The 25,128-nt window shown below is 72.5% G+C and carries 16 protein-coding genes; 10 read left to right on the top strand and 6 right to left on the bottom strand.

Annotated elements, in window-relative coordinates:
* Positions 1 to 23 precede the first annotated feature (23 nt).
* From glgP to ACZ7HT_RS32880, 3 genes are all read right to left on the bottom strand, one after another.
* A complete protein-coding gene (glgP, locus tag ACZ7HT_RS32890) occupies positions 24 to 2,579 on the bottom strand; it encodes an alpha-glucan family phosphorylase (RefSeq protein WP_471172698.1) in 2,556 nt (851 codons plus the stop codon).
* A gap of 324 nt (positions 2,580 to 2,903) precedes the next feature.
* Positions 2,904 to 4,886, bottom strand: a complete 1,983-nt coding sequence (locus ACZ7HT_RS32885; RefSeq protein WP_471172695.1) for a COG1361 family protein — start codon at positions 4,884 to 4,886, stop codon at positions 2,904 to 2,906.
* A 550-nt stretch (positions 4,887 to 5,436) separates the two neighbouring features.
* Entirely contained in the window at positions 5,437 to 6,627 is a 1,191-nt protein-coding gene (locus tag ACZ7HT_RS32880) for an RNA-guided endonuclease InsQ/TnpB family protein (protein WP_471172693.1), read from the bottom strand.
* A gap of 128 nt (positions 6,628 to 6,755) precedes the next feature.
* Here ACZ7HT_RS32880 and ACZ7HT_RS32875 point away from each other — a divergent pair, with 128 nt between their 5' ends.
* From ACZ7HT_RS32875 to glgB, 4 genes are all read left to right on the top strand, one after another.
* A complete protein-coding gene (locus ACZ7HT_RS32875) occupies positions 6,756 to 8,750 on the top strand; it encodes an alpha-1,4-glucan--maltose-1-phosphate maltosyltransferase (protein ID WP_471172692.1) in 1,995 nt (664 codons plus the stop codon).
* Positions 8,747 to 10,462 (top strand): maltose alpha-D-glucosyltransferase, encoded by a 1,716-nt coding sequence (gene treS / locus ACZ7HT_RS32870; RefSeq protein ID WP_471172691.1) that lies wholly within the window; start codon positions 8,747 to 8,749, stop codon positions 10,460 to 10,462. The genes ACZ7HT_RS32875 and treS overlap by 4 nt, the downstream gene beginning before the upstream one ends.
* A 223-nt stretch (positions 10,463 to 10,685) precedes the next feature.
* On the top strand, positions 10,686 to 12,023 hold the full coding sequence (locus ACZ7HT_RS32865; protein WP_471172688.1) for a maltokinase N-terminal cap-like domain-containing protein: 1,338 nt from the start codon (positions 10,686 to 10,688) through the stop codon (positions 12,021 to 12,023).
* Positions 12,024 to 12,200: 177 nt separating this feature from the next.
* The gene (gene glgB, locus ACZ7HT_RS32860; RefSeq protein ID WP_471172685.1) at positions 12,201 to 14,432 is read left to right on the top strand and encodes a 1,4-alpha-glucan branching enzyme; all 2,232 of its coding nucleotides are present in this window, start codon (positions 12,201 to 12,203) and stop codon (positions 14,430 to 14,432) included.
* Here the strand turns inward: glgB and ACZ7HT_RS32855 are convergent.
* Both ACZ7HT_RS32855 and ACZ7HT_RS32850 read right to left on the bottom strand, forming a co-directional pair.
* Positions 14,419 to 16,668 (bottom strand): HelD family protein, encoded by a 2,250-nt coding sequence (locus ACZ7HT_RS32855; RefSeq protein ID WP_471172683.1) that lies wholly within the window; start codon positions 16,666 to 16,668, stop codon positions 14,419 to 14,421. The genes glgB and ACZ7HT_RS32855 overlap by 14 nt on opposite strands.
* A 132-nt stretch (positions 16,669 to 16,800) precedes the next feature.
* Entirely contained in the window at positions 16,801 to 17,325 is a 525-nt protein-coding gene (locus ACZ7HT_RS32850; RefSeq protein ID WP_471172680.1) for an Lrp/AsnC family transcriptional regulator, read from the bottom strand.
* 76 nt (positions 17,326 to 17,401) lie between these two features.
* Between ACZ7HT_RS32850 and ACZ7HT_RS32845 the strand changes: the two genes are divergently transcribed.
* Both ACZ7HT_RS32845 and ACZ7HT_RS32840 read left to right on the top strand, forming a co-directional pair.
* Entirely contained in the window at positions 17,402 to 18,304 is a 903-nt protein-coding gene (locus tag ACZ7HT_RS32845; RefSeq protein WP_471172677.1) for an NAD-dependent epimerase/dehydratase family protein, read from the top strand.
* A complete protein-coding gene (locus ACZ7HT_RS32840; protein ID WP_471172675.1) occupies positions 18,301 to 19,185 on the top strand; it encodes an aldo/keto reductase in 885 nt (294 codons plus the stop codon). The genes ACZ7HT_RS32845 and ACZ7HT_RS32840 overlap by 4 nt, the downstream gene beginning before the upstream one ends.
* A 344-nt stretch (positions 19,186 to 19,529) precedes the next feature.
* Here ACZ7HT_RS32840 and ACZ7HT_RS32835 read toward each other — a convergent pair whose 3' ends face one another.
* Positions 19,530 to 20,915: a cation:dicarboxylate symporter family transporter gene (locus ACZ7HT_RS32835; RefSeq protein WP_471172673.1), complete on the bottom strand. Its 1,386-nt coding sequence runs from the start codon at positions 20,913 to 20,915 to the stop codon at positions 19,530 to 19,532.
* 135 nt (positions 20,916 to 21,050) lie between these two features.
* On the opposite strand from ACZ7HT_RS32835, the gene ACZ7HT_RS32830 reads away from it, so the two are divergent.
* The 4 genes from ACZ7HT_RS32830 to ACZ7HT_RS32815 all read left to right on the top strand — a co-directional run bounded on the left by ACZ7HT_RS32830 (position 21,051) and on the right by ACZ7HT_RS32815 (position 25,037).
* Positions 21,051 to 22,775 carry a sensor histidine kinase gene (locus ACZ7HT_RS32830; RefSeq protein ID WP_471172672.1) on the top strand — a complete coding sequence of 575 codons (1,725 nt, stop codon included), beginning with the start codon at positions 21,051 to 21,053 and terminating at the stop codon, positions 22,773 to 22,775.
* Positions 22,772 to 23,467 carry a response regulator gene (locus ACZ7HT_RS32825; RefSeq protein WP_471172670.1) on the top strand — a complete coding sequence of 232 codons (696 nt, stop codon included), beginning with the start codon at positions 22,772 to 22,774 and terminating at the stop codon, positions 23,465 to 23,467. Before ACZ7HT_RS32830 ends, ACZ7HT_RS32825 begins: the two co-directional genes overlap by 4 nt.
* 82 nt (positions 23,468 to 23,549) lie before the next feature.
* Positions 23,550 to 24,221 carry a helix-turn-helix transcriptional regulator gene (locus ACZ7HT_RS32820; RefSeq protein WP_471172669.1) on the top strand — a complete coding sequence of 224 codons (672 nt, stop codon included), beginning with the start codon at positions 23,550 to 23,552 and terminating at the stop codon, positions 24,219 to 24,221.
* Between the two features lie 72 nt (positions 24,222 to 24,293).
* Positions 24,294 to 25,037, top strand: a complete 744-nt coding sequence (locus ACZ7HT_RS32815) for a tyrosine-protein phosphatase (protein WP_471172668.1) — start codon at positions 24,294 to 24,296, stop codon at positions 25,035 to 25,037.
* Positions 25,038 to 25,128: the final 91 nt, after the last annotated feature.

Raw genomic sequence — 25,128 nt, 5'->3', positions numbered from 1 at the left:
CGCGTCCAGGGCACCGCTACCGACTACCGAAGCAACACCCCCGCCCCCTCCCCCGTAGTCCCCGACGGCACCGCCGCGAGGCCGAGCTCGGCCGGATGGGCGAGCAGCGGATGGGCGGGCAGGACGCGGACGGTGCAGCCGAAGGAACCGGTGCGGTCGAGCTCCAGGGTGCCGGCGTAGGGCTGCCGTCCCTCCAGGTCGGGGCCGCCCGCCGGCTTGAGGGTGACGGTGCGGGTGGCGGTGAGGGTGTCGTCGGCGTCGACGCGCCCGGTGACGGCCTGCACCTCGACGTCGTCGGGTGAGAGGCCGCCGAGCGCGACCCGGACCCGGACGACGGGCGTGGCACCGAGCTCGGCGTCGGCGTCGGCCTCCGCGAGGTCGTCGCCGATCTCCACGTGGTCGACGGCCACCGAGGGCCAGGCCGCCCTGACCCGGGCCTTCCAGGCGGCGAGGTCCCGCGCCCGGTCCGGGGTGAGGGCCCGGCGGGAGCCGGCGGCGGGCACGTACAGCTGCTCGACGTACGCGCGGACCATCCGGTCGGCGAGCACCTTGGGGCCGAGGTCGGCGAGGGTCCGCCGGACCATGGCCGTCCAGCCGGACGGCACCCCGTCGGGGCCGCGGTCGTAGAAGCGGGGGGCGACCCGGCGCTCGATGAGCTCGTAGAGGGCGGCGGCCTCCAGGTCGTCGCGGCGGTCCTCGTCGGCGGCGGCCGCGCCGTCGGCAGTGGGGATGGCCCAGCCGAAGTCGGGCTCGTACCACTCGTCCCACCAGCCGTCGAGGACGGACAGGTTGAGGCAGCCGTTGAGCGCGGCCTTCATGCCGCTCGTACCGCAGGCCTCCAGGGGGCGCAGGGGGTTGTTGAGCCAGACGTCGCAGCCGGGGTAGAGGCCGCGGGCCATCTCCATGCCGTAGTCGGGCAGGAAGACGATGCGGTGCCGGACCCGGGGGTCGTCGGCGAACCGGACGAGTTCCTGCACGAGCCGTTTCCCGCCGTCGTCGGCGGGGTGGGCCTTGCCGGCGACGACGAGCTGCACGGGCCGCTCGGGGTGGAGGAGGAGGGCCCGCAGCCGGTCCTTGTCGCGGAGCATGAGGGTGAGCCGCTTGTACGAGGGGACGCGGCGGGCGAAGCCGATGGTGAGGACGTCGGGGTCGAGGACGGTCTCGGTCCAGCCGAGTTCGGCGGCGGCCGCGCCGCGCTGCCGCCAGGAGGCCCGCAGCCGCTCCCGTACGTCGGTCACGAGCCGTTCGCGCAGGGTGCGGCGCAGCTCCCACAGCTCCCGGTCGCTCGCGTCCGGGGAGAGCCGGCCGACCTCGGGGGCGACCCAGGTGGGGGCGTGGACGCCGTTGGTGATGGAGGTGATGGGCACCTCGTCGGCGTCGAAGTCCGGCCAGAGTCCGGCGAACATGGAGCGGCTGACGGCGCCGTGGAGGGTGGAGACGCCGTTGGCGCGCTGGGCGAGGCGCAGGCCCATGGCGGCCATGTTGAAGACGCCGGGTTCGCCGCCGAGGCGGGTCTCGTCGCCGAGGGCGAGGATGCGGCCGAGGTCGACGCCGGGGAGGGCGCCGTCCTCGCCGAGGTGGCGGGCGACGAGGGCCCGGTCGAAGCGGTCGATGCCGGCGGGGACGGGGGTGTGGGTGGTGAAGACGGTCCCGGCCCGGACGGTCTCCAGGGCGGAGTCGAAGTCGAGGCCCTCGCCCTGGAGTTCGCGGACGCGTTCGAGGCCGAGGAAGCCGGCGTGGCCCTCGTTGGTGTGGAAGACCTCGGGGGCGGGGTGGCCGGTGAGCCGGGTGTACGTACGGACGGCGCGGACGCCGCCGATGCCGAGGAGCATCTCCTGGAGGAGCCGGTGCTCGCTGCCGCCGCCGTACAGCCGGTCGGTGACGCTGCGTTCGCCGGGGGCGTTCTCCTCGACGTCGGAGTCGAGCATGAGGAGCGGGACGCGGCCGGCGCGGGCGATCCACAGGTGGGCGTGGAGGCTGCGGCCGCCGGGCAGGGCGAGGGTGATCCGGGCGGGGGTGCCGTCGGCCTCGCGGAGCAGGGTGACGGGCAGCTCGCCGGGGTCGAGGACGGGGTACTGCTCCTGCTGCCAGCCGTCCCGGCCGAGGGACTGCCGGAAGTAGCCGTGCCGGTAGAGCAGGCCGACGCCGATGAGCGGGACGCCGAGGTCGCTGGCGGACTTGAGGTGGTCGCCGGCGAGGATGCCGAGCCCGCCGGAGTACTGGGGCAGGGCGGCGGCGACGCCGAACTCGGGCGAGAAGTAGGCGACGGCGGCGGGGGCGTCGCCGGGCCGGCCCTGGTACCAGCGGGGTGCGTGCAGGTACTGGTCGAGGTCGTCGGCGGCTGCGCGCAGCCGGGCCAGGAACTCCCGGTCGGCGGCGAGCGCGGCGAGCCGGGGCGCTTCGAGGGCGCCGAGGACCCGGACGGGGTCGGCGCCGGTGAGGCCCTCGGGCGCGAGGGACGCGAAGAGCGCCCGCGTGGGCTCGTGCCAGGACCAGCGCAGGTTGGCGGCGAGGTCGGCGAGGGGTCGAAGGGTGTCGGGGAGGACGGGACGCACGGTGAATCGACGGATTGCCTTCACGCTGTCCACCTTCGCAGGCAGTGACGGACCGGAGCGGAAGCACCACGCTGTGCGTCCGCGGCTGTCGTCCCGGAGGCTAGGCCACCGCGGGTGGCGCCCGCCAGGGCGCCTGGGGCGCCCTGGGCGCCCGGCGGTGCGCAGGGGAGCCCCGGACGACGGTGGTCCGGGTGAGTCCGACGGCACGGTCGATCGCACGGCCATGCCGCCGGTCCCCCTCGCGCCCGGACGGTCGACGGCCGTCCGGGGCCCCTCGGAAGACGGCCGGCCGGCGTCCGCCCGTACCTCCCGGAGACACCGGTCCACCCGGGAAGGCGGGCGCCCCGGTCACACCCCGGCCGGTTCGGCGGGCCTGCGTCGTTCGTGTGCGGCGAGCCGGTCGCGGGCCCGGTCCGCGACGTCGGACCGTTCTCCGCGCGCCTTCGCGAGGGCGGTGTCGATCACGACGCGGAGCCGCTCGGCGTCGGCGGCCGGGCAGGCCACGCCCGACGCCTTCTTCCGGTTGGTGACCGTGATCAGGGTCTGGCCCGTGGTGTCGTGCTGGTGGTGCAGCCACTTGCCGTATTCCCATTCGCGCCGTTTGGCGGCCCCCTGGAACACGAGGCGGAGGTCCGTGACGGCGATCTCGCCCGTCTCGGTCCGCTCGGTGTGTCCGACTCCCTGGCGGGTACGCGCCTCCACCAGCGCGCCGGTGGCCACCAAGAGGACCTGCTCTCCGGGCTTGCGCCGGCCCCAGCGGAAGGCCGGGCCGGAGAACTCGCCGACGGGCGGATTCGAGGCGAGGTCGAGCAGTTCGGCCAGCCGGTCGCGTTCGCGCTGCCATTGGGCGAGTTCGTGCGCGTACGTATCCCTGGCCTGGAGTCGCGCCTGTTCCCGTGCGCGTGCGGCGCGTTCCTCGGCGGCCACGCGTGCGTCCTCGCGCCATCGGGCGTACCGGACGACGACGCGGCGGCGGCCGCGCCACAGCAGCACGCCGCCGACGGCCAGGAGGACCAGGGCTCCGAGCCACCAGAGGAGGGCGCGCACGGTTTCTCCGGTCGTCCACTCGTCGGACAGGCGGAGGTCGACGGTCCTGCGGGTGGTGTTGCCGACGGCGTCGGCCACCGTGACGGTGATCGTGTGCGTGCCCGGCGGCAGGTGCAGGGTCTCGGTCTGACGGGCGCCGGTGAGCATCAGCTGCCGGGTCGTTCCGTCGGGCAGGCGGATGGCGGCCCGACGGTCCTTCTCGCCGGTGATGTCGACGACGGCGTCACCGTAGCGGGCCCGTTCGGTGTCGTACGCGACGGTGAGCGCCGGGGGCGTCGTGTCGACGGTGAAGGCGGTCGAACGCGCGGTGCCGTGGCGGCCGAAGGGGTCGGTCAGGGTGACCTCGGCCGTGTAGGACCCGTCGGACAGCGGGATCGGCACGGTGGCCTGTCCGGACGGGTCGAGGAGGACTTCGGCGCGGGCCCCGTCGACCGTGAGGGTGCCCTTGCCGCCGCGCGGTCCGGTGATCCGCAGGGCGGGGGTGCGGGTCGCGTAGTCCGTCTCGTGGGCGATGAGGGGCCGGAGGCCGGCGAGGTCGACGACGGCCTGCGTGGTGCGGACGGTCGTGTTCCCGGCGGCGTCGCGGACGGAGACCGTGACGCGGTGCCTGCCGTTCGGCAGCCACAGGTCCTGGCGCACCGTCCCGGCCGGCCCGAGGGTGCCGGTCGTCCTCTCCGCGCGTCCTTCGACGCGTATCTCGTACGTGGCGTCCTGCTCGCCGTGGACCGACACGGCGACGGCCGCGGTGGTCAGGTCTGCTGGGGTGACGGTGAGCGTGGCCTCGGGCGCGGTGGCGTCCGTGGTGAGGGTGAACTCGGCTGTGGCCTCGCTGCTGTTGCCCGCCGGGTCGACCGCCACGACCGTGTAGGCGTGCTCGCCGTCCTCGGCGGTGAAGGTGATCCGCTGGGCGGAACCGGTCGCGGTGGCCTCGACCGCCTTGGCGAGGTCCTCGTCGCGCACCTCGATGGTCGAGCCGCGCTCGGCGGTGACGGTGAGCGTGACCTTGCCGCCCGCGGCTGCAGTGGGGTTCTTGACCGCCGGGATCTCGGGCGGATCGAAGTCGTACTCCTCGGAGTCGCCGGGATCCGAGCCGGCACCGCTCCCGGTGCCCGAGCCGGGCAGCGAGCTGTACCCGCATTCGCTGAAGTGGCCCGTGTCGCCGCAGACGTACGAGCCGGAGTCGGACGGGCAGGAGTGCCAGCGGTGGCACCCGTCCCGGTGTGCGGCAGCCGGGGCCGCGCTCCCCCAGGTCATCGCCAGGGCGAGGGCGACGGTCGCGGCCAAGGCCGGGACGCGTCTCGGGCTGGCAGGTCTCTTCACGTGATGCGATCCCCCCGGATCGGCGGTGGCGTCGTGCGCACCGAAGGTGGGGATGGTGTCAGACGGGACACCAGTGCCTCAACTCGCAAATATTTTCCCCTCCAGGGGAAACCGGGCCGCCCCACAAAGGCGGGGCTTCTTTCTTGTCCGGGTCGTGGGCTTGCCGGTGTTGCTACGCCCGAGTAGTTAACAAGGCGCCGGATTGCCCACCCGAGCACCGTGGGAAGGCTCCTCCGGTACAACCCTCGAACCCGTCTCTCCGAGCTCTCGTTCCTCCTTGTTCATCCCTGTGGACCCGCCATCCGAGTGAACGCGGACAGGAGCCGTCATGCCCGCAACCCGCCGGCCGTCGACGGAGCTAGAAAGAGCGCACCACCACCCGCACCCCCGTACCCCGTCAGGTGATGCTGTCGACTTCTCGGCTACCGAGGACCGAGTTCGTCACCCGATCCGCGAAAGGCCGTGATTGCAAGTGGAGCGCGACTGGTTGCCGCGTGGTCCCCTGCGTCCGGAATCAGCTTCCGCTGGTTCTGGGGCGGTTGACCGCGCCCCGCTTCCACACAGCCTCGCCCCGGCGGGAGATGTTGCGGGAGCCGTTGTGGTCCGCGTGCAGGACGGCCCCGCAGGACCGGCACACGAACCGTGCCTGGGTCACCCTGTTCGCGCGATGGGTGTGCCGGCACTCCGAGCACTGCCGGGAAGTGTTGCGCGGGTCCACGAAGACCACGGACACCCCCGCCCGGCGTGCCTTGTACTCGACGAAGCCGCCGAGCTGGGCGAACGCCCAGGAGTGCAGCCGTGCCCGCTGGTCCTTCTTGGCCGTGACCCTACGCCGGATGCCCGAGAGGTCTTCCAGGGCGATCCCGCGCGAGGTGCGTTCAGCGGTGGCGACGAGCCGTTTGGCGATGACGTGATTGGTGTTCGCGGCGTGCCGCGCCTCACGGCGACGGACACGCTTCAATGCCCGCTTCGCGGACTTGGTGCGCTTCTTCTGCAGCTTGGTCCGCAGATCACGGTGCCGCTGCCGGTAGCGGTTCAGTCTGCGGCCGGCCATGATCTCGCCGTCCGAGGTGGTGGCGATGTTGACGACGCCCAGGTCCACGCCAAGAAAGCCGTCCGGCTCGAACACCTCGGGCTCGGGCAGGTCGACGGTGGCGATCAGGAAGAACATGCCGTCCCGCATCACCAGGTCCGATTCCCCCCTACGGGAGGCGAGCAACTGCAGAGCCTCGTCGGAGCAGGCGAAGGGCGTGTGCTTGAGCCGCCCGGCCACCGTCCAGATCGACACGGTACGGGCGTCAAGGTTCCACGTCAGGATCCGGTCGTCGAACGGCTGGGCCGCGTCCTCACGGAAGACGATCGGCTTCGACTCCGCCCGCACACGGCGTTTCGAACCCACCCGGCCGAGGTTCCCGGCCCTGACGTTGCCCTTCAGGGCGGCGTAGGCGTCGCAGACCTTCTTCACCACCCGCACGGCCGGCTGGGCCCCGAGGCCGTAATCCGCCTTGAGGGCGAAGTACACCTCCTTCTGCAACACATTCCGCCGCTGGAGGCCCCTGGCGAACGCCACCTCGGAAGCATGGTTCGCGGCGCGGTTGCAGGCGCGCAGGGTCGCCGCCAGCGCGTCCGTGTCATACGCGGACCCGGGCAACAACTTCACCCGCACCACGATCTTCACGCAGAACACGCTAGTACGATCGATCATCGGAGACCAACTTGTCCTCAGCGCACACCGGAGAGAACACCGTCGCCGCGCGGCTCCGCTCCAAGGACACTTCCCCTTCTGCCCCAGAAGGGACCGGCTCCCAGGCGAGAAGCACGGTGAATCCGCTCATGGGACGCATTCCCGTACTGGACGTCCGCCCACTGGTCGACTGCGGCCGGCGCCCCGCGAAGGCGGTGGCCGGAGAGTCCTTCGAGGTGACGGCGACCGTCTTCCGCGAGGGCCACGACGCGGTCGCCGCCAATGTCGTGCTGCGCGGGCCGTCGGGCCGGCCGGGGCCCTGGACCCCGATGCGCGAACTCGCCCCGGGCACCGACCGGTGGGGTGCCGAGGTCACCCCGGACGCCGAGGGCCCGTGGACGTACACCGTGGAGGCGTGGAGCGACCCGGTGGCCACCTGGCGCCACACGGCGAGGATCAAGATCCCGGCCGGGATCGACTCCGAACTGGTCCTCGCCGAGGGCGCGGAGCTGCACGAGCGGGCCGCGAAGGGCGTCCCGAAGAAGGGCGGCGGCCGGGAGGCGGTGCTCGCGGCGGCGGACGTGCTGCGTGACGTGTCGCGCCCGGCCGCGGTGCGGCTCGCGGCGGCGCTCGCCCCGCAGGTGGTCGACGCCCTCGACCGCCACCCGCTGCGCGAACTCCTGTCCGCCTCCCCCGCGTTGCCGTTGCAGGTGGAGCGCGAGCGGGCCCTGTTCGGCTCCTGGTACGAGTTCTTCCCGCGCTCGGAGGGCGTGCGGAAGGTCAAGGGGCGTACGGTCCCGGGGAACTTCCGTACCGCGGCCGAACGGCTCCCGGCGGTCGCGGCGATGGGCTTCGACGTCGTCTACCTGCCGCCGGTGCACCCGATCGGCGAGACCCACCGCAAGGGGCCGAACAACTCGCTGTCGGCGTCGCCGAGCGACGTCGGCGTGCCGTGGGCGATCGGTTCGCCGGAGGGCGGGCACGACGCGCTCCATCCGGACCTGGGGACCTTCGAGGACTTCGACGCGTTCGTGGCTCGGGCCCGGGAGCTGCGGATCGAGGTCGCGCTCGACTTCGCGCTCCAGTGCTCGCCGGACCATCCGTGGGTGGAGAAGCATCCGGAGTGGTTCCACCACCGCCCGGACGGTTCGATCGCGTACGCGGAGAACCCGCCGAAGAAGTACCAGGACATCTATCCCATCGCGTTCGACGCGGCCCCCGACAACATGGACGGGATCGTCGCGGAGACCGTGCGGGTGCTGCGGTTCTGGATGGGCCACGGCATCCGGATCTTCCGCGTCGACAACCCGCACACCAAGCCGGTGGTGTTCTGGGAGCGGGTGATCGGCGAGATCAACGGGGCGGATCCGGACGTGATCTTCCTGGCGGAGGCGTTCACGCGCCCGGCGATGATGCGGACGCTCGGCGCGATCGGTTTCCAGCAGTCGTACACGTACTTCACCTGGCGCAACACCAAGGAGGAGCTGACGGAGTACCTCACCGAGCTGTCCGGCGAGACGGCCGCGCTGATGCGGCCGAACTTCTTCGTGAACACCCCCGACATCCTGCACGCCTACCTCCAGGAGGGCGGCCGACCGGCGTTCGAGGCGCGGGCGGTGCTCGCGGCGACGCTGTCGCCCTCCTGGGGCATGTACGCCGGGTACGAGCTGTGCGAGAACACCCCGCTGCGTGACGGCAGCGAGGAGTACCTGGACTCGGAGAAGTACGAACTCAGGCCGCGTGACTGGGAGTCGGCGGAGCGGGCGGGGGCGACGATCGCCCCGCTGATCACCGCCCTGAACCGGATCAGGCGCCGTCACCCGGCCCTCCGCCGGCTGCGGAACCTGACGTTCCACGACACCGACAACCCGCAGGTGATCGCGTACTCGAAGCGCTCGGGTTCGAACATCGTTCTGGTGGTCGTCAACCTCGACCCGCACCACACCCAGGAGGCTTCACTCTCGTTGAACATGCCGGAACTCGGCCTCGACTGGCACGAGACCGTGCCGGTGCGCGACGAGCTCACCGGCGATACCTATCACTGGGGCAGGGCCAGTTACGTGCGTCTGGAACCGGGTGTCACGCCCGCGCACGTCCTCGTCCTGCGACCGTCCCCGCAGACCGGAGGGTCACCCACATCATGACGACAGTCAACGAGCCCGTCCCCGACACCTTCGAGGACACCCCCGCCAAGGACCGCGATCCCGACTGGTTCAAGCGGGCGGTGTTCTACGAAGTCCTCGTCCGCTCCTTCCAGGACAGCAACGGCGACGGCGTCGGCGACCTGAAGGGCATCACGTCCAAACTGGACTACCTCCAGTGGCTGGGCGTGGACTGCCTCTGGCTTCCGCCGTTCTTCAAGTCCCCGCTGCGGGACGGCGGCTACGACGTCGCCGACTACACGTCGGTGCTCCCCGAGTTCGGCGACCTCGCCGACTTCGTGGAGTTCGTCGACGCGGCCCACCAGCGCGGCATGCGCGTGGTCATCGACTTCGTCATGAACCACACCAGCGACCAGCACCCGTGGTTCCAGGAGTCGCGGCGCGATCCGGAAGGCCCGTACGGCGACTACTACGTCTGGGCGGACGACGACAAGCAGTACGCGGACGCCCGGATCATCTTCGTCGACACCGAGTCCTCCAACTGGACCTTCGACCCGGTCCGCAAGCAGTACTACTGGCACCGGTTCTTCTCGCACCAGCCGGACCTCAACTACGAGAACCCGGCGGTGCAGGAGGAGATCCTGTCCGCGCTGAAGTTCTGGCTGGACCTGGGGATCGACGGCTTCCGGCTCGACGCGGTGCCGTACCTGTACCAGCAGGAGGGCACCAACTGCGAGAACCTCCCGGCCACCCACGCCTTCCTCAAGCGGGTCCGCAAGGAGATCGACGACCACTACCCGGACACGGTGCTGCTCGCCGAGGCCAACCAGTGGCCGGAGGACGTCGTCGACTACTTCGGCGACTTCCGCTCGGGCGGCGACGAGTGCCACATGGCCTTCCACTTCCCGGTCATGCCGCGGATCTTCATGGCCGTGCGGCGCGAGTCCCGCTACCCGGTCTCCGAGATCCTGGCGAAGACCCCGGAGATCCCCTCCGGCTGCCAGTGGGGCATCTTCCTGCGCAACCACGACGAGCTCACGCTCGAAATGGTCACGGACGAAGAGCGCGACTACATGTACGCCGAGTACGCCAAGGACCCGCGCATGCGGGCCAACATCGGCATCCGGCGGCGCCTCGCCCCGCTCCTCGACAACGACCGCAAGCAGATGGAGCTGTTCACCGCCCTGCTCTTCTCGCTGCCCGGCTCGCCGGTGCTGTACTACGGCGACGAGATCGGCATGGGCGACAACATCTGGCTCGGTGACCGGGACGGGGTGCGGACCCCGATGCAGTGGACCCCCGACCGGAACGCCGGCTTCTCCTCCTGCGACCCGGGACGGCTCTACCTGCCGGCCATCATGGACCCGGTCCACGGCTACCAGGTGACCAACGTCGAGGCGGGCATGGCCTCGCCGTCCTCGCTGCTGCACTGGACGAAGCGGATGATCGAGATCCGTAAGCAGAACCGCGCCTTCGGGACGGGGACGTACACGGAACTCCCGGCGTCCAACCCGGCGGTGCTCGCCTTCCTGAGGGAGACCGCCCCCGAAGAGGGAATGGACGCCGACCTGGTGCTGTGCGTGAACAACTTCTCGCGGCACGCCCAGCCCACCGAGCTCGACCTGCGGCGCTTCGACGGCACACGGCCCGTGGAGCTCATCGGCGGGGTGCAGTTCCCGGCCATCGGGCAGCTGCCCTACCTCCTGACCCTTGCGGGTCACGGCTTCTACTGGTTCCGTCTCAAGAAGGCCTGAGCCGCAGCCAGTTCCGGGTGGGGCGGTTACCCCCGTCCCACCCTGGGCACTGTGAACGACACACGATTCGGGTCCATACGGGCCTTCTTACCGGGCCCATACGGATCTTCCCTTTCCGACACGTCCCGCACATCCGGACAGCCACAGCCGCAATCCGGGACAATCTGCGCATTTGAATGCCTACGAACTCCACTTGCGCACCCCGGGGAAAGGACGCGATGCCATGCCGGAGACCGCATCCACCACCCGGGCCCCGGACGCCCTCCTCCCGTCCCTCGCCCCCCTGCTCCACGAATGGCTGCCACGGCAGCGCTGGTTCGCGGGCAAGGGCCGCCGGGTCACCGGATTCACGCTGGACGCGGCGACCGAGCTGCTGCCCCTGGACGGCACCGGGCCCGGACTCCTCCACCTCCTCGTACGAGTCGAACAGCCCGGCCGCCCGGCCGGCACCCCCGCCGACTGCTACCAACTGCTCCTGGGCGTACGGACCCAGCTCCCGCCCCGCCTCGGCCCCGCCCTGATCGGGCGGATCCGGCAGGGGCCGCTCGCCGGACGCGCCGTGTACGAAGGGCTGCGCGACCCGCGGCTCGCCGGCCTCCTCTACGAGCGGCTGCGCACCCCGGGCCGCACCGGCCCCCTCCGCTTCCACGCCACCACGGCGCTGCCGCCCGCCCTCGCCCCGCGCATGCTGGACGCCGAGCAGTCCAACTCGTCCCTGGTCTTTGGAGATTCGTTCATCCTGAAGATCTTCCGGCGCGTCAGCCCGGGCGCGAACCCGGACCTGGAACTCCCCCTCGCGCTGAGCCGGGCCGGCTGCGCCCGGGTCCCGGCGCCCGTGGCCTGGTTCGAGTCGGGCGCCTCGACCCTGGGCGTCCTCCAGCCCTATCTCCGGGACTCCCGGGACGGCTGGCGGCTCGCGCTCGACGCGCTCGCCGACGGACGGGAGTTCACGGTTGAGGCCCGCGCCCTCGGCCGTGCCACGGCCGAGGTCCATCTGGCCCTCGCCGAGGCGCTCCCCACCCGGCGCCTGGCCCGCGCGGAGACCGAGCAGCTCGCCGCCGCGATGGACCGGCGGCTGCACGCGGCCGCGCAGGCCGTGCCGGCCCTGCTGCCGTACGTGCCGGGCCTGCGGGCCGTGTTCGCCGCGGCGAGCGGCGGCGCCGCGGTGCAGCGCATCCACGGGGACCTGCACCTCGGGCAGACCCTGCGCGGCTCCGACGGCGGCTGGGCCGTCATCGACTTCGAGGGGGAGCCCGCGAAGCCGCTCGACGAACGGCGCAGCCCCCAGCCCACCGTCCGCGACGTCGCCGGAATGCTCCGCTCCTTCGACTACGCGGCCCGCACGCACCGGCCCTGGAACGCGGACTGGGCCTCGCGCTGCCGGGCGGCGTACTGCACGGGCTACGCGGAGGCGGCGGGCGCCGACCCACGGGCCGACCCGGCGCTCCTCCGCGCCTACGAGACGGACAAGGCGGTGTACGAGGTCGTGTACGAGGCCCGCCACCGCCCGGACTGGCTCCCGGTCCCGATGTCCGCGATCGAACGCCTCGCGACCCGATGAGCCGGACGTGCCGGGCCCGTGACGGGCGGGCCCGACACGTTCGGCGCAGTCCGGCCGCCCGCCGCACCACCCCCCGCCTGCGAAACCCCCACGCGCCCCGTTCGGCCGAGTGTCCCGCCCCGCCGCCGCACCGTTCCGTTCCCGTAGCCCCTTCCCCTGCCCCCAGGAGGCACCCCCGTGACCGGCCGTCCCTCAGGCAAGAAGTCCAGCACCGCACGGAAGGCGCCCGTGCTCGACCCGGGCGACCGGGCCCGGCTGCTCGCCGGGGAGCACCACGATCCGCACGGGGTGCTCGGCGCCCATCCGGTGAAGGGCGGGGTCGTCGTCCGGGCGCTGCGCCCCTGGGCGAAGGAGGTCGCCGTCCTCACCAAGGGCAAGCGGCTCCTGATGGACGAGGACGGCGACGGCCTGTTCTCGGTGTTCATCCCGAGACTGCGGAAGGTCCCGGCATACGAGCTCCGGGTCACGTACGACGGGGACGAGATGCCCGTCCACGACCCGTACCGCTTCCTCCCGGCCCTCGGCGAGCTCGACCTGCACCTGATCGGCGAGGGCCGGCACGAGGAGCTGTGGACGGCGCTCGGCTCGCACCCCTTGACCCACGAGGGCGTCCAGGGCACCCGCTTCGCCGTGTGGGCGCCGAACGCGCGCGGGGTGCGGGTCACGGGTGACTTCACGCACTGGGACGGCACGGCGCTGCCGATGCGTTCGCTGGGGTCGACGGGCGTGTGGGAGCTGTTCGTGCCGGGGGTCGGCGAGGGCGCGGTCTACAAGTACGACATCGCCCGGCCCGACGGTTCGCACACGGTCCGCGCGGACCCGATGGCCCGCCGTACGGAGTGCCCGCCGAACACCGCGTCGATCGTCACCGCGTCGCACTACGCGTGGGAGGACGCGGAGTGGATGGAGCGGCGGGGCGTGCGGCCTCCGCACGAGGCGCCGATCTCCGTCTACGAAGTCCATCTGCCGTCCTGGCGGCCGGGTCTCACCTACCGCCAGCTCGCCGAGCAGCTGCCCGCCTACGTCCGTGATCTCGGGTTCACGCACGTGGAGCTGATGCCGGTCACCGAGCACCCCTTCGGCGGGTCCTGGGGCTACCAGGTCACCGGGTTCTACGCGCCGACGGCCCGGATGGGCACCCCGGACGACTTCCGGTTCCTGGTGGACGCGCTGCACAGGGCGGGGGTAGGGGTGCTGATGGACTGGGTGCCGGCGCACTTCCCGAAGGACGACTGGGCGCTCGCGGAGTTCGACGGGCGTCCGCTGTACGAGCACGAGGACCCGCGCCGTTCGCACCATCCCGACTGGGGGACGCTGGAGTTCGACTACGGCCGCAAGGAGGTGCGGAACTTCCTCGTCGCCAACGCCGTGTACTGGTGCCAGGAGTTCCACGTGGACGGGCTTCGGGTGGACGCGGTGGCGTCGATGCTCTACCTGGACTACTCGCGGGAGCACGGCGAGTGGGTGCCGAACGAGTTCGGCGGCCGGGAGAACCTGGACGCGGTCCGCTTCCTCCAGGAGATGAACGCGACCGTCTACCGCCGCTGCCCCGGTGTCGTGACCTTCGCCGAGGAGTCGACGGCCTGGGACGGGGTGACGCGGGCGACGGACCAGGTGGGGCCGGGCGGCTTCGGCGGTCTGGGCTTCGGCATGAAGTGGAACATGGGCTGGATGCACGACTCGCTCCAGTACATGGCGAAGGAGCCGGTGCACCGCAAGTACCACCACCACGAGATGACGTTCTCGATGGTGTACGCGTACAGCGAGAACTACATCCTGCCGATCTCGCACGACGAGGTGGTGCACGGCAAGCGGTCGCTGGTGTCGAAGATGCCGGGCGACTGGTGGCAGCAGCGCGCCGACCACCGCGCGTATCTGGGCTTCATGTGGGCGCACCCGGGCAAGCAGCTGCTCTACATGGGGCAGGAGTTCGCGCAGGGCGCGGAGTGGTCGGCGGACCACGGTCCCGACTGGTGGCTGCTCGATCCGGCGTACGGGGCGGAGGCGGACCACCGGGGGGTGCGGGATCTCGTCCGCGACCTGAACACGGTGTACGCGTCGACGCCGTCGCTCTGGGAGCGGGACACCGTGCCGGACGGTTTCCAGTGGGTGGTGGGGGACGCGGCGGAGGACAACGTCTTCGCGTTCCTGCGGTTCGACGGCTTCGGTTCGCCGCTGCTCGCGGTGTGCAACTTCTCGCCGGTGGTGCGGCACGACTACCGGCTCGGGGTGCCGGACACGTTCGCGGCCTGGACGGAGGTCCTGAACACGGACGCGGCGCGGTACGGCGGCTCGGACGTGGTGGGCACCGACCCGGTGAAGACCGAGTCGGTGCCGTCGCACGGCCGCGAGGCGAGCGTGCGGATGACGCTGCCGCCGCTCGCGACGGTCTGGCTCAGGCCCGCGTGACGGCCGGCCTGATGACGCCCAGCCGCTGAGTGGCCCGGGTGAGCGCCACGTACAGGTCGTTGATCCCGTGCGTGGCGCCCTCCCGGATGCCGTCGGGGTCGACGACGAGGACCGTGTCGAATTCGAGGCCCTTCGCCTGCCGGGGGTCGAGGAGGACGACCGGCCGGGTGAGGTCGGGCTTCGGGCCGTACGAGGCCTCGGGGAGGGCCGCGATCAGGCCGGGGTGGAACGCGGTCGGGGCGATGACGGCGATCCGGCCCTCCTCGCGCCGTGCGGCGGCGACCGCGTCGGCGGCCTCCTTCACGGGGTCGTCGACGGTCCGGTCCCAGGGTTCGACACCGGTGGAGCGCACCGAGCGGGGCGGTTCGAAGCCGGGTTCGGCGGCCCGCCGGACCTCGGCGGCGACGTCCATGATCTCGGCGGGCGTGCGGTAGTTGACGCCGAGGCGGACGTGGTCCCAGCGGTCCGCGACGTACGGGCCGAGGATGGACTCCCAGGCGCCGACGCCGGCCGGGTCGCCGGTCTGGGCGGGGTCGCCGACGAGGGTCATGGAGCGGCTGGGGCTGCGGCGCATGAGGAGCCGCCAGGCCATGGCGGAGAGCTCCTGGGCCTCGTCGACGATGATGTGGCCGAAGGCCCAGGTGCGGTCGGCGGCGGCCCGCTCGGCGGCGGTGCGGTGGTCGGCCTCCTCGTGGCGTTCGGCGAAGCGCTCGGCGTCGATGATGTCGTGGGCGGAGAGGACCTCGGAGGCGTCCTTGTCGAGCTCCTCCTTGTCCTCGAACTCGTAGGTGCGGGAGGCGAAGGAGACGTCGAGGACGCCCTGCGCGTACTGGATCTGCTTCTGCCGCTCGGCCTCCTCGGCGGCGCGGGCGGCGGAGTCGTCCTGGCCGAGGAGCTCGGCGGCCTCGTCGAGGAGGGGTACGTCGGCGGGGGTCCACGGTCCGCCGTCGCGCCGGATCGCCCCGGCGTCGGCCTCGGAGGCGAGGTGCGTGGGCTCGGCGAGGTAATCGGCGAGGAACTCCTGCGGGGTGAGCGGCGGCCACAGGGCGTCGATCGCGGCGTGGACCTCGGGGTTGGCGGCGATGCCCTTGGCGAGCAGGGCGATGTCGTCGGGGCCGAGGAAGTTGGGGCCGCCGTAGGGGTCGGCGCCGATGCGGTCGGCGAGCTGCTCGGCGAGCGCGTCGAGGATCCGGAAGACGAAGTAGGGGCGGGCGAGGTTGTGCGGGAGGAAGGTCTCGCGGGCCTTGTGGCGGGCTTCGAGGGCCATGTCCCAGTCGATGACCAGGTCGCCGTCCTCGTGCGGCACGATCAGCGGTTCGCCGCGCTCGGGGACCTGCTGGCGGTCCCGTACGGCCGCGGCGAGCGCGCCGGCCATCGCGGCGGCGCCCTTCACGGCGGCGGCGCGCGGGGTGTCCGTGCCGGTGGCGCGGACGCCGGGGAACAGCTCGGCGGGGGTGGCGAGGAGGACGCCGGTCTCGCCGAGGGACGGCAGCACGTTGCCGATGTAGCCGAGGAAGGCGGGGTTGGGGCCGACGATGAGGACGGCCCGCTTGGCGAGCTGCTCGCGGTGCGCGTAGAGGAGGTAGGCGGCGCGGTGCAGGGCGACGGCGGTCTTGCCGGTGCCGGGGCCGCCCTCGACGACGAGGACCCCGCGGTGCGGGGAGCGGATGATGGCGTCCTGCTCGGCCTGGATGGTCTGCACGATGTCGTGCATGCGGCCGGTGCGGGCGGCGTCGAGCGCGGCGAGCAGCACCTCGTCGGCGTCCCGGCTCTCGTGGCCGGTGCGGGTGGCGTCGGCGAGGTCGAGGACCTCGTCGTGGAGGGAGACGACCTCGCGCCCCTGGGTGGTGATGTGCCGGCGACGGGAGAGCCCCATCGGCTCGTACCCGGTGGCGAGGTAGAAGGGGCGGGCGATCTCGGCGCGCCAGTCGACGACGAGCGGGGTGCGGTTCGGGTCGTCCTCGCGGATGCCGAGCCGGCCGATGTGGTGGTCGCGCCCGTCCTTGAAGACGAGCCGGCCGAAGCAGAGACCGCTCTCCCCGGCGTTGAGCGCGGAGAGCAGCCCGGACTGCTCGGCGACCATCACGTCCCGTTCGAGCCGTCCCTGGCTGCTGCCGACCCCGGGGGTGCGCAGCGCGCGCTCGACGGCGGCTTCGGCCTGGTCCCTCAGGTCGTCGAGTCGTGCGTAGAGATCGGTGATGAATCGCTGCTCATTCCGAAATTCCTCGGTTGACAATTCGACTCCCGGCGCGATACAGTGCGTTTATTGAACTTCTCCGCGTTTCCGGCATGTCCGGACACGGAATCAATGAATATACGCGATGCAATACCCCGACTGTCAATTCTAGTCGGGGTATTTCTGTATGCCTCAGCGTGTGGACGGCGGCAGGAGGGGTTTGCGGACCACCGGGGAGGACAGCACGATCGAGGTCGTGGTCCGGCCGAGGGCGGAGGTCTGCTCCAGGATCTCTTCGAGGTGGATGGTGTCGGTGACGGCGACCTTGAGGATCCAGCAGTCCTCGCCGACCACGTGGTGGACCTCCAGGACCTCGGGGCGGGCGGTCAGCTCCAGGGTGCGGGGGTGCTTCAGGTTGTAGCCGCCGTGGGGGTTGACGCGGATGAAGGCCTGGATGCCGTAGCCGAGCACGGCCGGCGAGACGTGCGCGCCGTAGCCGGTGACCGCCCCGCTCGCCTCCAGGCGGCGGACCCGCTCCGTGACGGCCGCGGGGCTGAGCCGGACACGGCGGCCGAGTTCGCTGAGCTTGATGCGGCCGTCGGTCTGCAGGAGGTCCAGGATCTGCCGGTCGATGGGGTCGAAAGCGGCCGCCGAGGTTTCGTCGGTGGCGGCCCGCGAATGCCGTGGTTCCTTCGGCGGGACGGCTTGCACGCCCATGTTTCCCCCTTCAATCAACGGGCGCACAACGTAACACTTGTCTTCGAAGGCAAGGGAGTTGGGGGAGTTGAGGTCCATGGACATCCTGGTGATCGGCGGGAACCGCTATTTCGGAAAGCGGCTCATCGCACTGCTGCGGGAATCCGGGCACCGGATCACGGTGCTCAACCGGGGTTCCTCCGCGGCCCCGGAGGGAATCGAGCAGCTGGTCGCCGACCGCGACGACGAGAGCGCCCTCGCATCCGTCCTCGCGGGCCGTTCCTTCGACGTCGTCGTGGACCAGGTCTGCTACACGCCGCGCCAGGCCGAGATCGCCCGACGGGTGTTCGCGACGCGCACCCGGCGCTATGTGATGACGTCGACGGTCGAGGTGTACGAGTACGAGGACTCGGCCGTCCCGGTCGCGGAGTCCGCCGTGGACCCGGCCACGGTGACCGTGGACACGGGACTGCCCTGGGAGGACCCGGAGTTCCTCGACGCGCACTACGGGGAGGGGAAGCGGCAGGCCGAGGCGGTCTTCGCGGCGGGCGGCGCGCCGTTCGCCTGGGCGTCGGTGCGGGTGGCGCACGTCCTCGGCGGCGCGGACGACTTCACGGGCCGGCTCGACCACTACGCGCGGCGCATCAGGGCGGGCGAACCGATCGCCGTGCCGGTGGCCAACCACCCGGCGACCTATGTGTACGTGGAGGAGATCGCCGCGTTCCTCGCCTGGGCGGTCGGGGCGGACTTCACCGGGCCCGTGAACGCGCACTCCCACTCCCCGCTCACGACGGCCGGCATCTGCGCGGAGATCGAGAAGCTGGTGGGCGGCCGGACGGTGTTCCAGGAGGTGGAGGTCGGGGAGGTCTCGCCGTTCTCCTTCGCCCGCTCGTACGCCATGTCCAACTCCCGTGCGGAGTCGCTGGGTTACGCCTTCACCGACTCCGGGGAGTGGCTCGCGAAGGCCGTCTCGGAGACGATCGGGGCGATGCGCCGATGACGCGGTACCGGATGCTGGGGGACGTACGCGTCGGGGCCGTCGGGCTCGGCACGATGCCGCTCTCGATCGAGGGCCGGCCGGACGAGGCGCGGGCCGTCGCCACGGTGCACGCCGCGCTCGACGCGGGCGTGACGCTGCTCGACACCGCCGACTCGTACCACCCGCCGGGCGGGACGCCCGGCGAGGGCGAACTCCTCGTGCGACGGGCCCTCGCCTCGTACGGCGGCGGCACGGACGGCGTGCTCGTCGCGACGAAGGGCGGCCGGGGGCGGACGGCGGACGGCGGCTGGACCGTCGACGGCCGGCCCCGGCACCTGCGGCGGGCGGCGGAGGACTCGGCGCGGCGGCTCGGCGGCGACGCGATCGGCCTGTACCAGCTGCACAAGCCGGACCCGGCCGTCCCGTACGCCGAATCGCTGGGGGCGGTACGGGAGTTGCTGGACTCGGGCACGGTACGGCTGGCGGGCGTCTCGAACGTGAGCGGTGAGCAGATCATCCTGGCCCGCGAGGTCCTGGGCGACCGGCTGGTCTCCGTACAGAACCGCTACTCGCCGGCGGTGCGGGACAGCGAGGCGGAGCTGCGGCTGTGCGCGTCGCTGGGCCTCGCGTTCCTGCCGTGGAGCCCGCTGGGCGGGATCTCGCGGAGCTCCCTGGACGGGGCGTCGGCCCTTGAGGAGGACCCGGAGTTCGGCGCCTTCCACCGCGTGGCCCGCGCGCACGGTGTCAGCCCGCAGCGGGTGGCCCTGGCCTGGCTCCTGACCCGCTCGCCGACGGTCCTCCCGATCCCGGGCGCGAGCCGCCCGTCGACGGCACGGGACTCGGCGGGCGCGGCGACCCTACGGCTCACGCCGGAGGACCTGACGGCCCTGAACACGAACTGACGGGCCCGCCCCGTTGTGGGCATGCGTTCCGCCGGGGCGATGGGGGTCCCCCCTGCTCGAGCGAAGCCGAGAGCTTGGGGGAGGGTGGGCACAACGGAACGGCGCCCTTGCCGGCGCCAGAGGCTCCGCGCCCTGACCCGCACCTGACGTGCGGCGCACAACGTGGTGCGGGTCCAGGCGCGGAACGCGGAGGCGCCGCTGGAGGGCGCCGTCCCGTGTGCCCACCCGTCCCGCCCAGCGGGACGATTGCCCACACGGGGGGGGGAGTGGGCATCGCCCCGCCGGGCGCGGGTCCGGCTGGATCCGGGGCCCGACCGGGGGCCAGGCCCCGCCGGGCCGGTGGCTCAGACGCCCGCCCTGGCCTTCTCCTCGCCCTCGCCCGCGCGCTGGTCCGGGACCGCGCCCGCCCCGTGCCCGTCGTCCACCAGCGTCGTCTCGTCGAAGGGGACCCGGCCCGCGAGGACCTCCGCCGCGCGCGCCTTGTCGATCTCCTTCGTCCACGTGCCGACGAGCACCGTCGCGACCGCGTTGCCCGCGAAGTTGGTGAGGGCGCGGGCCTCGCTCATGAAGCGGTCGATGCCGACGATCAGGCCGACGCCGTCGACGAGTTCGGGGCGGTGGGACTGGAGCCCGCCCGCGAGCGTCGCGAGCCCCGCGCCCGTCACGCCCGCCGCGCCCTTCGAGGCGATGATCATGAAGACGAGGAGCGAGACCTGCTCGCCGAGCGACAGCGGGTCGCCCATCGCCTCGGCGGTGAACAGCGAGGCCATCGTCAGGTAGATCGCGGTGCCGTCGAGGTTGAAGGAGTACCCGGTCGGCACGGTGATGCCGACGACCGGCTTGCTGACGCCCAGGTGCTCCATCTTCGCGATGAGCCGAGGCAGCGCGGACTCGGACGACGAGGTGGACAGGATCAGCAGGAACTCGCGGCCCAGGTACTTCAGGAGCGACCAGATGTTGATCCCGGCGATCAGGCGGAGCAGCGTACCGAGGACCACGAAGACGAACAGCCCGCAGGTGATGTAGAAGCCGATCATGATCACGGCCAGCGACTTCAGCGCCGCGGCGCCCGTCGCGCCGACGACGGCCGCGATCGCGCCGAACGCGCCGACCGGCGCGGCCCACATGATCATGCCGAGGATGCGGAAGACCAGCTTCTGGATGTGCCCGACGCCGCGGAGGACCGGTTCGCCCGCCGCACCCATCGCCTGGAGCGCGAAGCCGGCGAGGAGGGCGACGAGGAGGGTCTGGAGGACCTCGCCCTCGGTGAAGGCGGAGACGAGGGTCTTCGGGATCATCCCGAGCAGGAAGTCCGGCGTCGACTCGCTCGCGCCCTCGGCCTGCTTCGCGCCCGCCTCGGCGATCTCCTTGGTGAGGTGGAGTCCGGAGCCGGGCTCCAGGAGGTTGCCGACGAGCAGACCGATCGCGAGTGCGACGGTGGACATCACGAGGAAGTACCCGAGGGCGAGGCCTCCGACGGCGCCGACCTTCGCGGCCTTCCGGACCGAGCCGACGCCGAGCACGATCGTGCAGAAGATGATCGGCGAGATCATCATCTTGATCAGGTTGACGAAGCCGGTGCCGAGCGGTTTGAGCTCGACGGCGACGCCCGGCGCCAGGAAGCCGACCGTGATGCCGAGCAGTACGGCGCCGATGACGGCCAGATAGAGGTAGTGGGTACGGTCCCGGCGTGCGGCCACGGGGTCCTCCTCGTGCTGATGGATGTCCACGTCCCGGTGGACCTCCGCGACTATCCATCAGCCTGTGACCCGGGTCACGCTTACGTGCGTTTCGTTCACGGCGGGACGAGAACGATTCGGGAACGTGGTGCCGCCGCGCACGTTCCCACGTGCACACTTACCCGCATGCGTCTCCGCCTCCCCCGTCCCCGCAGCCTCGCAGGACAGCTCTTCGCGATGCAGGTCGTGCTCGTGGCCGTCGTCGTGGCGGGGTGCGCGGTCTTCTCGTACGTCACGGACCTCGCGCAGGCCGAGGAGACCGCGCGGCGCCAGGCGACGGCGACCGCCGCGGCCGTCGCCGACTCGCCGTCCGTCGTCGCCGCCGCGCACTCCGCCGACCCGACGGCCGCCCTCCAGCCGTACGCGGAGTCCCTGCGCCGCCACGCGGGCGTCGCCTTCGTGGTGGTCATGGCCCCGGACGGCACCCGCTGGACGCATCCGGAGCCGGAGCAGATAGGCCGCACGTACCTCGGGCACATCGAGGAGGCGCGGCAGGGCCGGTTCTACTCCGAGACGCACCTGGGCGTCCTCGGCCCGTCCGTGCGGACGGTGGTGCCGGTCCTCGACCACGGCCGGGTCGTCGCCCTGGTCAGCGCGGGCATCACGATCGACAAGATCAGCGAGCAGGTACGGAAGCAGGTGACCGCGCTGCTCGGGATGGCGGGTGCGGCGCTCGCGCTCGGCGGCGCGGGGACGTACGTCGTGAACGCCCGCCTGCGCCGCCACACGCACGGCATGAACGCCACGGAGCTCAGCCGTATGCACGACTACCACGAGGCCGCGCTGCACGCGGTGCGGGAGGGGCTCGTGATGCTCGACGGGCGGCGGCGGATCGCCCTCATCAACGACGGCGCGCGGGAACTCCTCGGCCTGGACGAGGCGGTCGTCGGCCTGCCCGCCGCGGACCTCGGCCTGCCGGCCTCGCTGACCGGCGCGCTGCTCTCCTCGGAGCCGCGCGTGGACGAGACGCACCTGACGGCCGACCGGGTCCTGGTCGTCAACACCCGCCCGGTGGTGGGCGGGGAGCGCCGCGGCACCGTGGTCACGCTCCGGGACCGCACCGAGCTCCAGGCGCTCTCCGGCGAGCTGGACTCCGAGCGGGGCTTCACGGAGGCGCTCCGCTCCCAGGCCCACGAGGCGGCGAACCGGCTGCACACGGTCGTGTCGCTCATCGAACTGGGCCGGGTGGCCGAGGCGGTGGAGTTCGCGACGGCGGAACTGGAACTCGCCCAGGCACTCACCGACCGGGTCGTCGACGCGGTCGGCGAACCGGTCCTCGCGGCGCTGCTCCTGGGCAAGGCGGCGCAGGCGAACGAACGGGGCGTGGAGCTGGTCCTCACCGAGGACAGCCGCATCGACGACGGCCGGGTGCCGGCGGCCCTGCCCGCCCGGGACCTGGTGACGATCCTGGGCAACCTCATCGACAACGCGGTGGAGGCGGCCGGCGGGACCCCGCACGCGCGCGTGACGGTCACGGTCGCGGCCCGCGCGGGCGACGGCGAGCTGCTGCTCAGGGTCGCCGACAGCGGCCCGGGCGTCCGCCCCGCCGACCGCGAGGCGGTCCTCGGCCGCGGCTGGTCCACCCGGGGCCCTGGCCGGGGCCTCGGCCTCGCCCTGGTCCGCCAGGCGGTCACCCGCGCCTCGGGCACGCTGGACCTCACGGACGCGGACGAGGGCGGCGCGCGGTTCACCGTACGGCTGCCGCTGGCCGCTGCCGGCGCCGCCGTTACGGCAGGCACGCTCGACCCTGCGGGCGTCGCCGGCCCTGGGAGTACCACGCGCGCGTGGGGCCCGGCCGCCGGGACGAGCCCCGGCGGTCCCGTCGCACCCACCACGGAGGTCGCCCCGTGAGCCCGTACCCCCTTCGCGTCCTCGTCGTCGAGGACGACCCCGTCGCCGCCGACGCGCACGCGCTCTACGCCGGGCGCGTCGAGGGGTTCACCGTCGTCGGGGTCGCGCACTCGCGGGCCGCCGCCGTGCGGGTGCTCGACCGGACGCCGGTCGACCTGATCCTGCTCGATCTGTACCTGCCCGACGGCCACGGCCTCCAGCTGCTGCGGGCCCTGCGGGCCGCCGGCCACTCCGCCGACGTCATCGCCGTGACCTCCGCCCGCGACCTGGCGGTCGTCCGCGAGGGCGTGTCCCTCGGCGTCGTCCAGTACGTCCTCAAACCGTTCGCCTTCGCCACCCTCCGGGACCGGCTCACCCGGTACGCCGAGTTCCGGGCGGCCGCCGGGGAGGCCTCCGGCCAGGACGAGGTGGACCGGGCCCTGGCCGCGCTCCGGGCCCCGCACCCCGCCGCGCTGCCCAAGGGCCTGAGCGCCCCGACGCTCGAAGCCGTCACGCGTACCCTCCGGGCCGACCCGGCCGGGCTCACCGCCGCCGAGGCCGGTGCGGCGGTCGGGATCTCCCGGATCACCGCCCGCCGCTACCTGGAGCACCTGGTCACGGAGGGCCGGGCCGTGCGCGCCCCGCAGTACGGGCAGATCGGGCGGCCCGAGCTCCAGTACCGCTGGGTCGACGGGCCGGGCCGCGGTTACTGACCGGTTCCCACGTTCCTACGACCCCGCACGTTGGGCGAACGCACCGTAGCCAGCCGTCACCCTTTGTACCTACCGTGGCCGGGTGCACCAACCCTCCCCTCCCTTCGACGCCCAGGCCGCGCGCCGCCTCCGCGAGGGCCTCGGCATGGCCTTCGGCCACGTCGCCTACGGCCTGCGCGCGCAGTACGGCCTCTTCGTCGACCCCGAGACCGTCGTCGCCTGGGAGCGCGGCCGGGCGGTCCCGAACGAGCAGGAGCTCACCGCCCTCGCGGGCGTCCTGTGGTGCTCCCCCGCCGAGCTGATCGCCGCCGCGTCCACGCTGCGCGAGCACCGGGTGGCGCGCGGGCTCTCCGTCGAGGAGCTCGCCCGGCGGGTGGGCGTGGCGCCGCACGCGTACCAGCGGATGGAGGACGAGGGCAGCTGGCGCGGCACCGAACGCCAGACCGCCGCCCTCGCCGAGGTGCTCGGTCTCGGCCCGCGCGCCCTGATCACCGCGACCGGCGGCGACGAGGCGCTCGCCGAGGTGCTGCGGGACGCGGCGACGACGCGCTGGCAGGCGTACGTGAAGCCGACGGTGAAGATGGTGCCGCTGCCCAAGCGGATCGTGGAGTCCGCGCTCCAGCAGCTCCACACGGAGTACCACGCACGGGTGGTCGCGGCCAGCAGCTGGGGCGCCTCGGGGACGACCGGCGACGAGGGCCGCGCCTACCTGGACGAGATAACGGCCCGCTTCTGGGCGGCGGTGGGCCCGTAGACCACGGGCGCCGTGCTTCGCCGTCGGCCGGCGCCGTAGATCATCGTCGGCCGTCGCCGTACATTGGCCGCCGTGAGACGACACATATCCTTCGACCGACTCCACAACTTCCGTGACCTGGGCGGCTATCGGACCGCCGACGGCGGGACCGTGCGGTGGGAGGTCCTCTACCGCTCCGACTCCCTCGGCAAGCTCGCGGACGCCGGCCCCGCCGACCTGGAGCGCTTCCGCGGGCTGGGCGTGGGCACGGTGATCGACCTGCGCTATCCGTGGGAGATCGCCGGCAAGGGCCGCCTGCCGGAGACCGAGGAGGTCTCCTGGCACAACCTCTCCATCGAGCACCGCCCCTACGACCAGGAGGCGATCGACCCGGCCCTCGACCCCTGGCGCTACCTCGCCGACCGGTTCGCCGAGGTCGCCGAGGACGGGGCGGAGGAGCTCCGTACGGCCCTGGAGCTGATCGCCGCCGCCGAGGAGCCGCTCGTCTTCCACTGCGCCTCGGGGAAGGACCGTACGGGTCTGCTCGCGGCCGTCGTCCTCGGCCTCCTGGAGGTCCCGGACGAGGAGATCCTCGCGGACTTCGCGCTCACCGAGCTGGCCACGGAGCGGCTGATCGACGACTGGCGGGCCGCGCACCCGGGCCGGGAGCCGCGCTGGCCGGGCTACGGCCGGGCGCCCGCCGACGTCATCCGGCTGTTCCTGGCGGACCTGCGCGAGCGGTACGGCTCGGTGTACGCGTACGTCACGAGCCACGTCGGACTCGACCCGGCGGTGGTGACGGCGCTCAGGTCCCGCCTGGTGGAGACCTCCGTCTAGTGATCTGGTTTTGAGGTCGTGGGTCGCCACGTGAGGCGACCCCTGTTTCAGATTGCGGTGTTCGCCTGCGGCCGGTCGCGCGTTCGCGCTG

Source organism: Streptomyces sp. NPDC037410 (genome assembly GCF_055602235.1).
The sequence above is the reverse complement of the archived record's forward strand: the minus strand, read 5'-3'. Positions and strand labels throughout refer to the sequence as shown.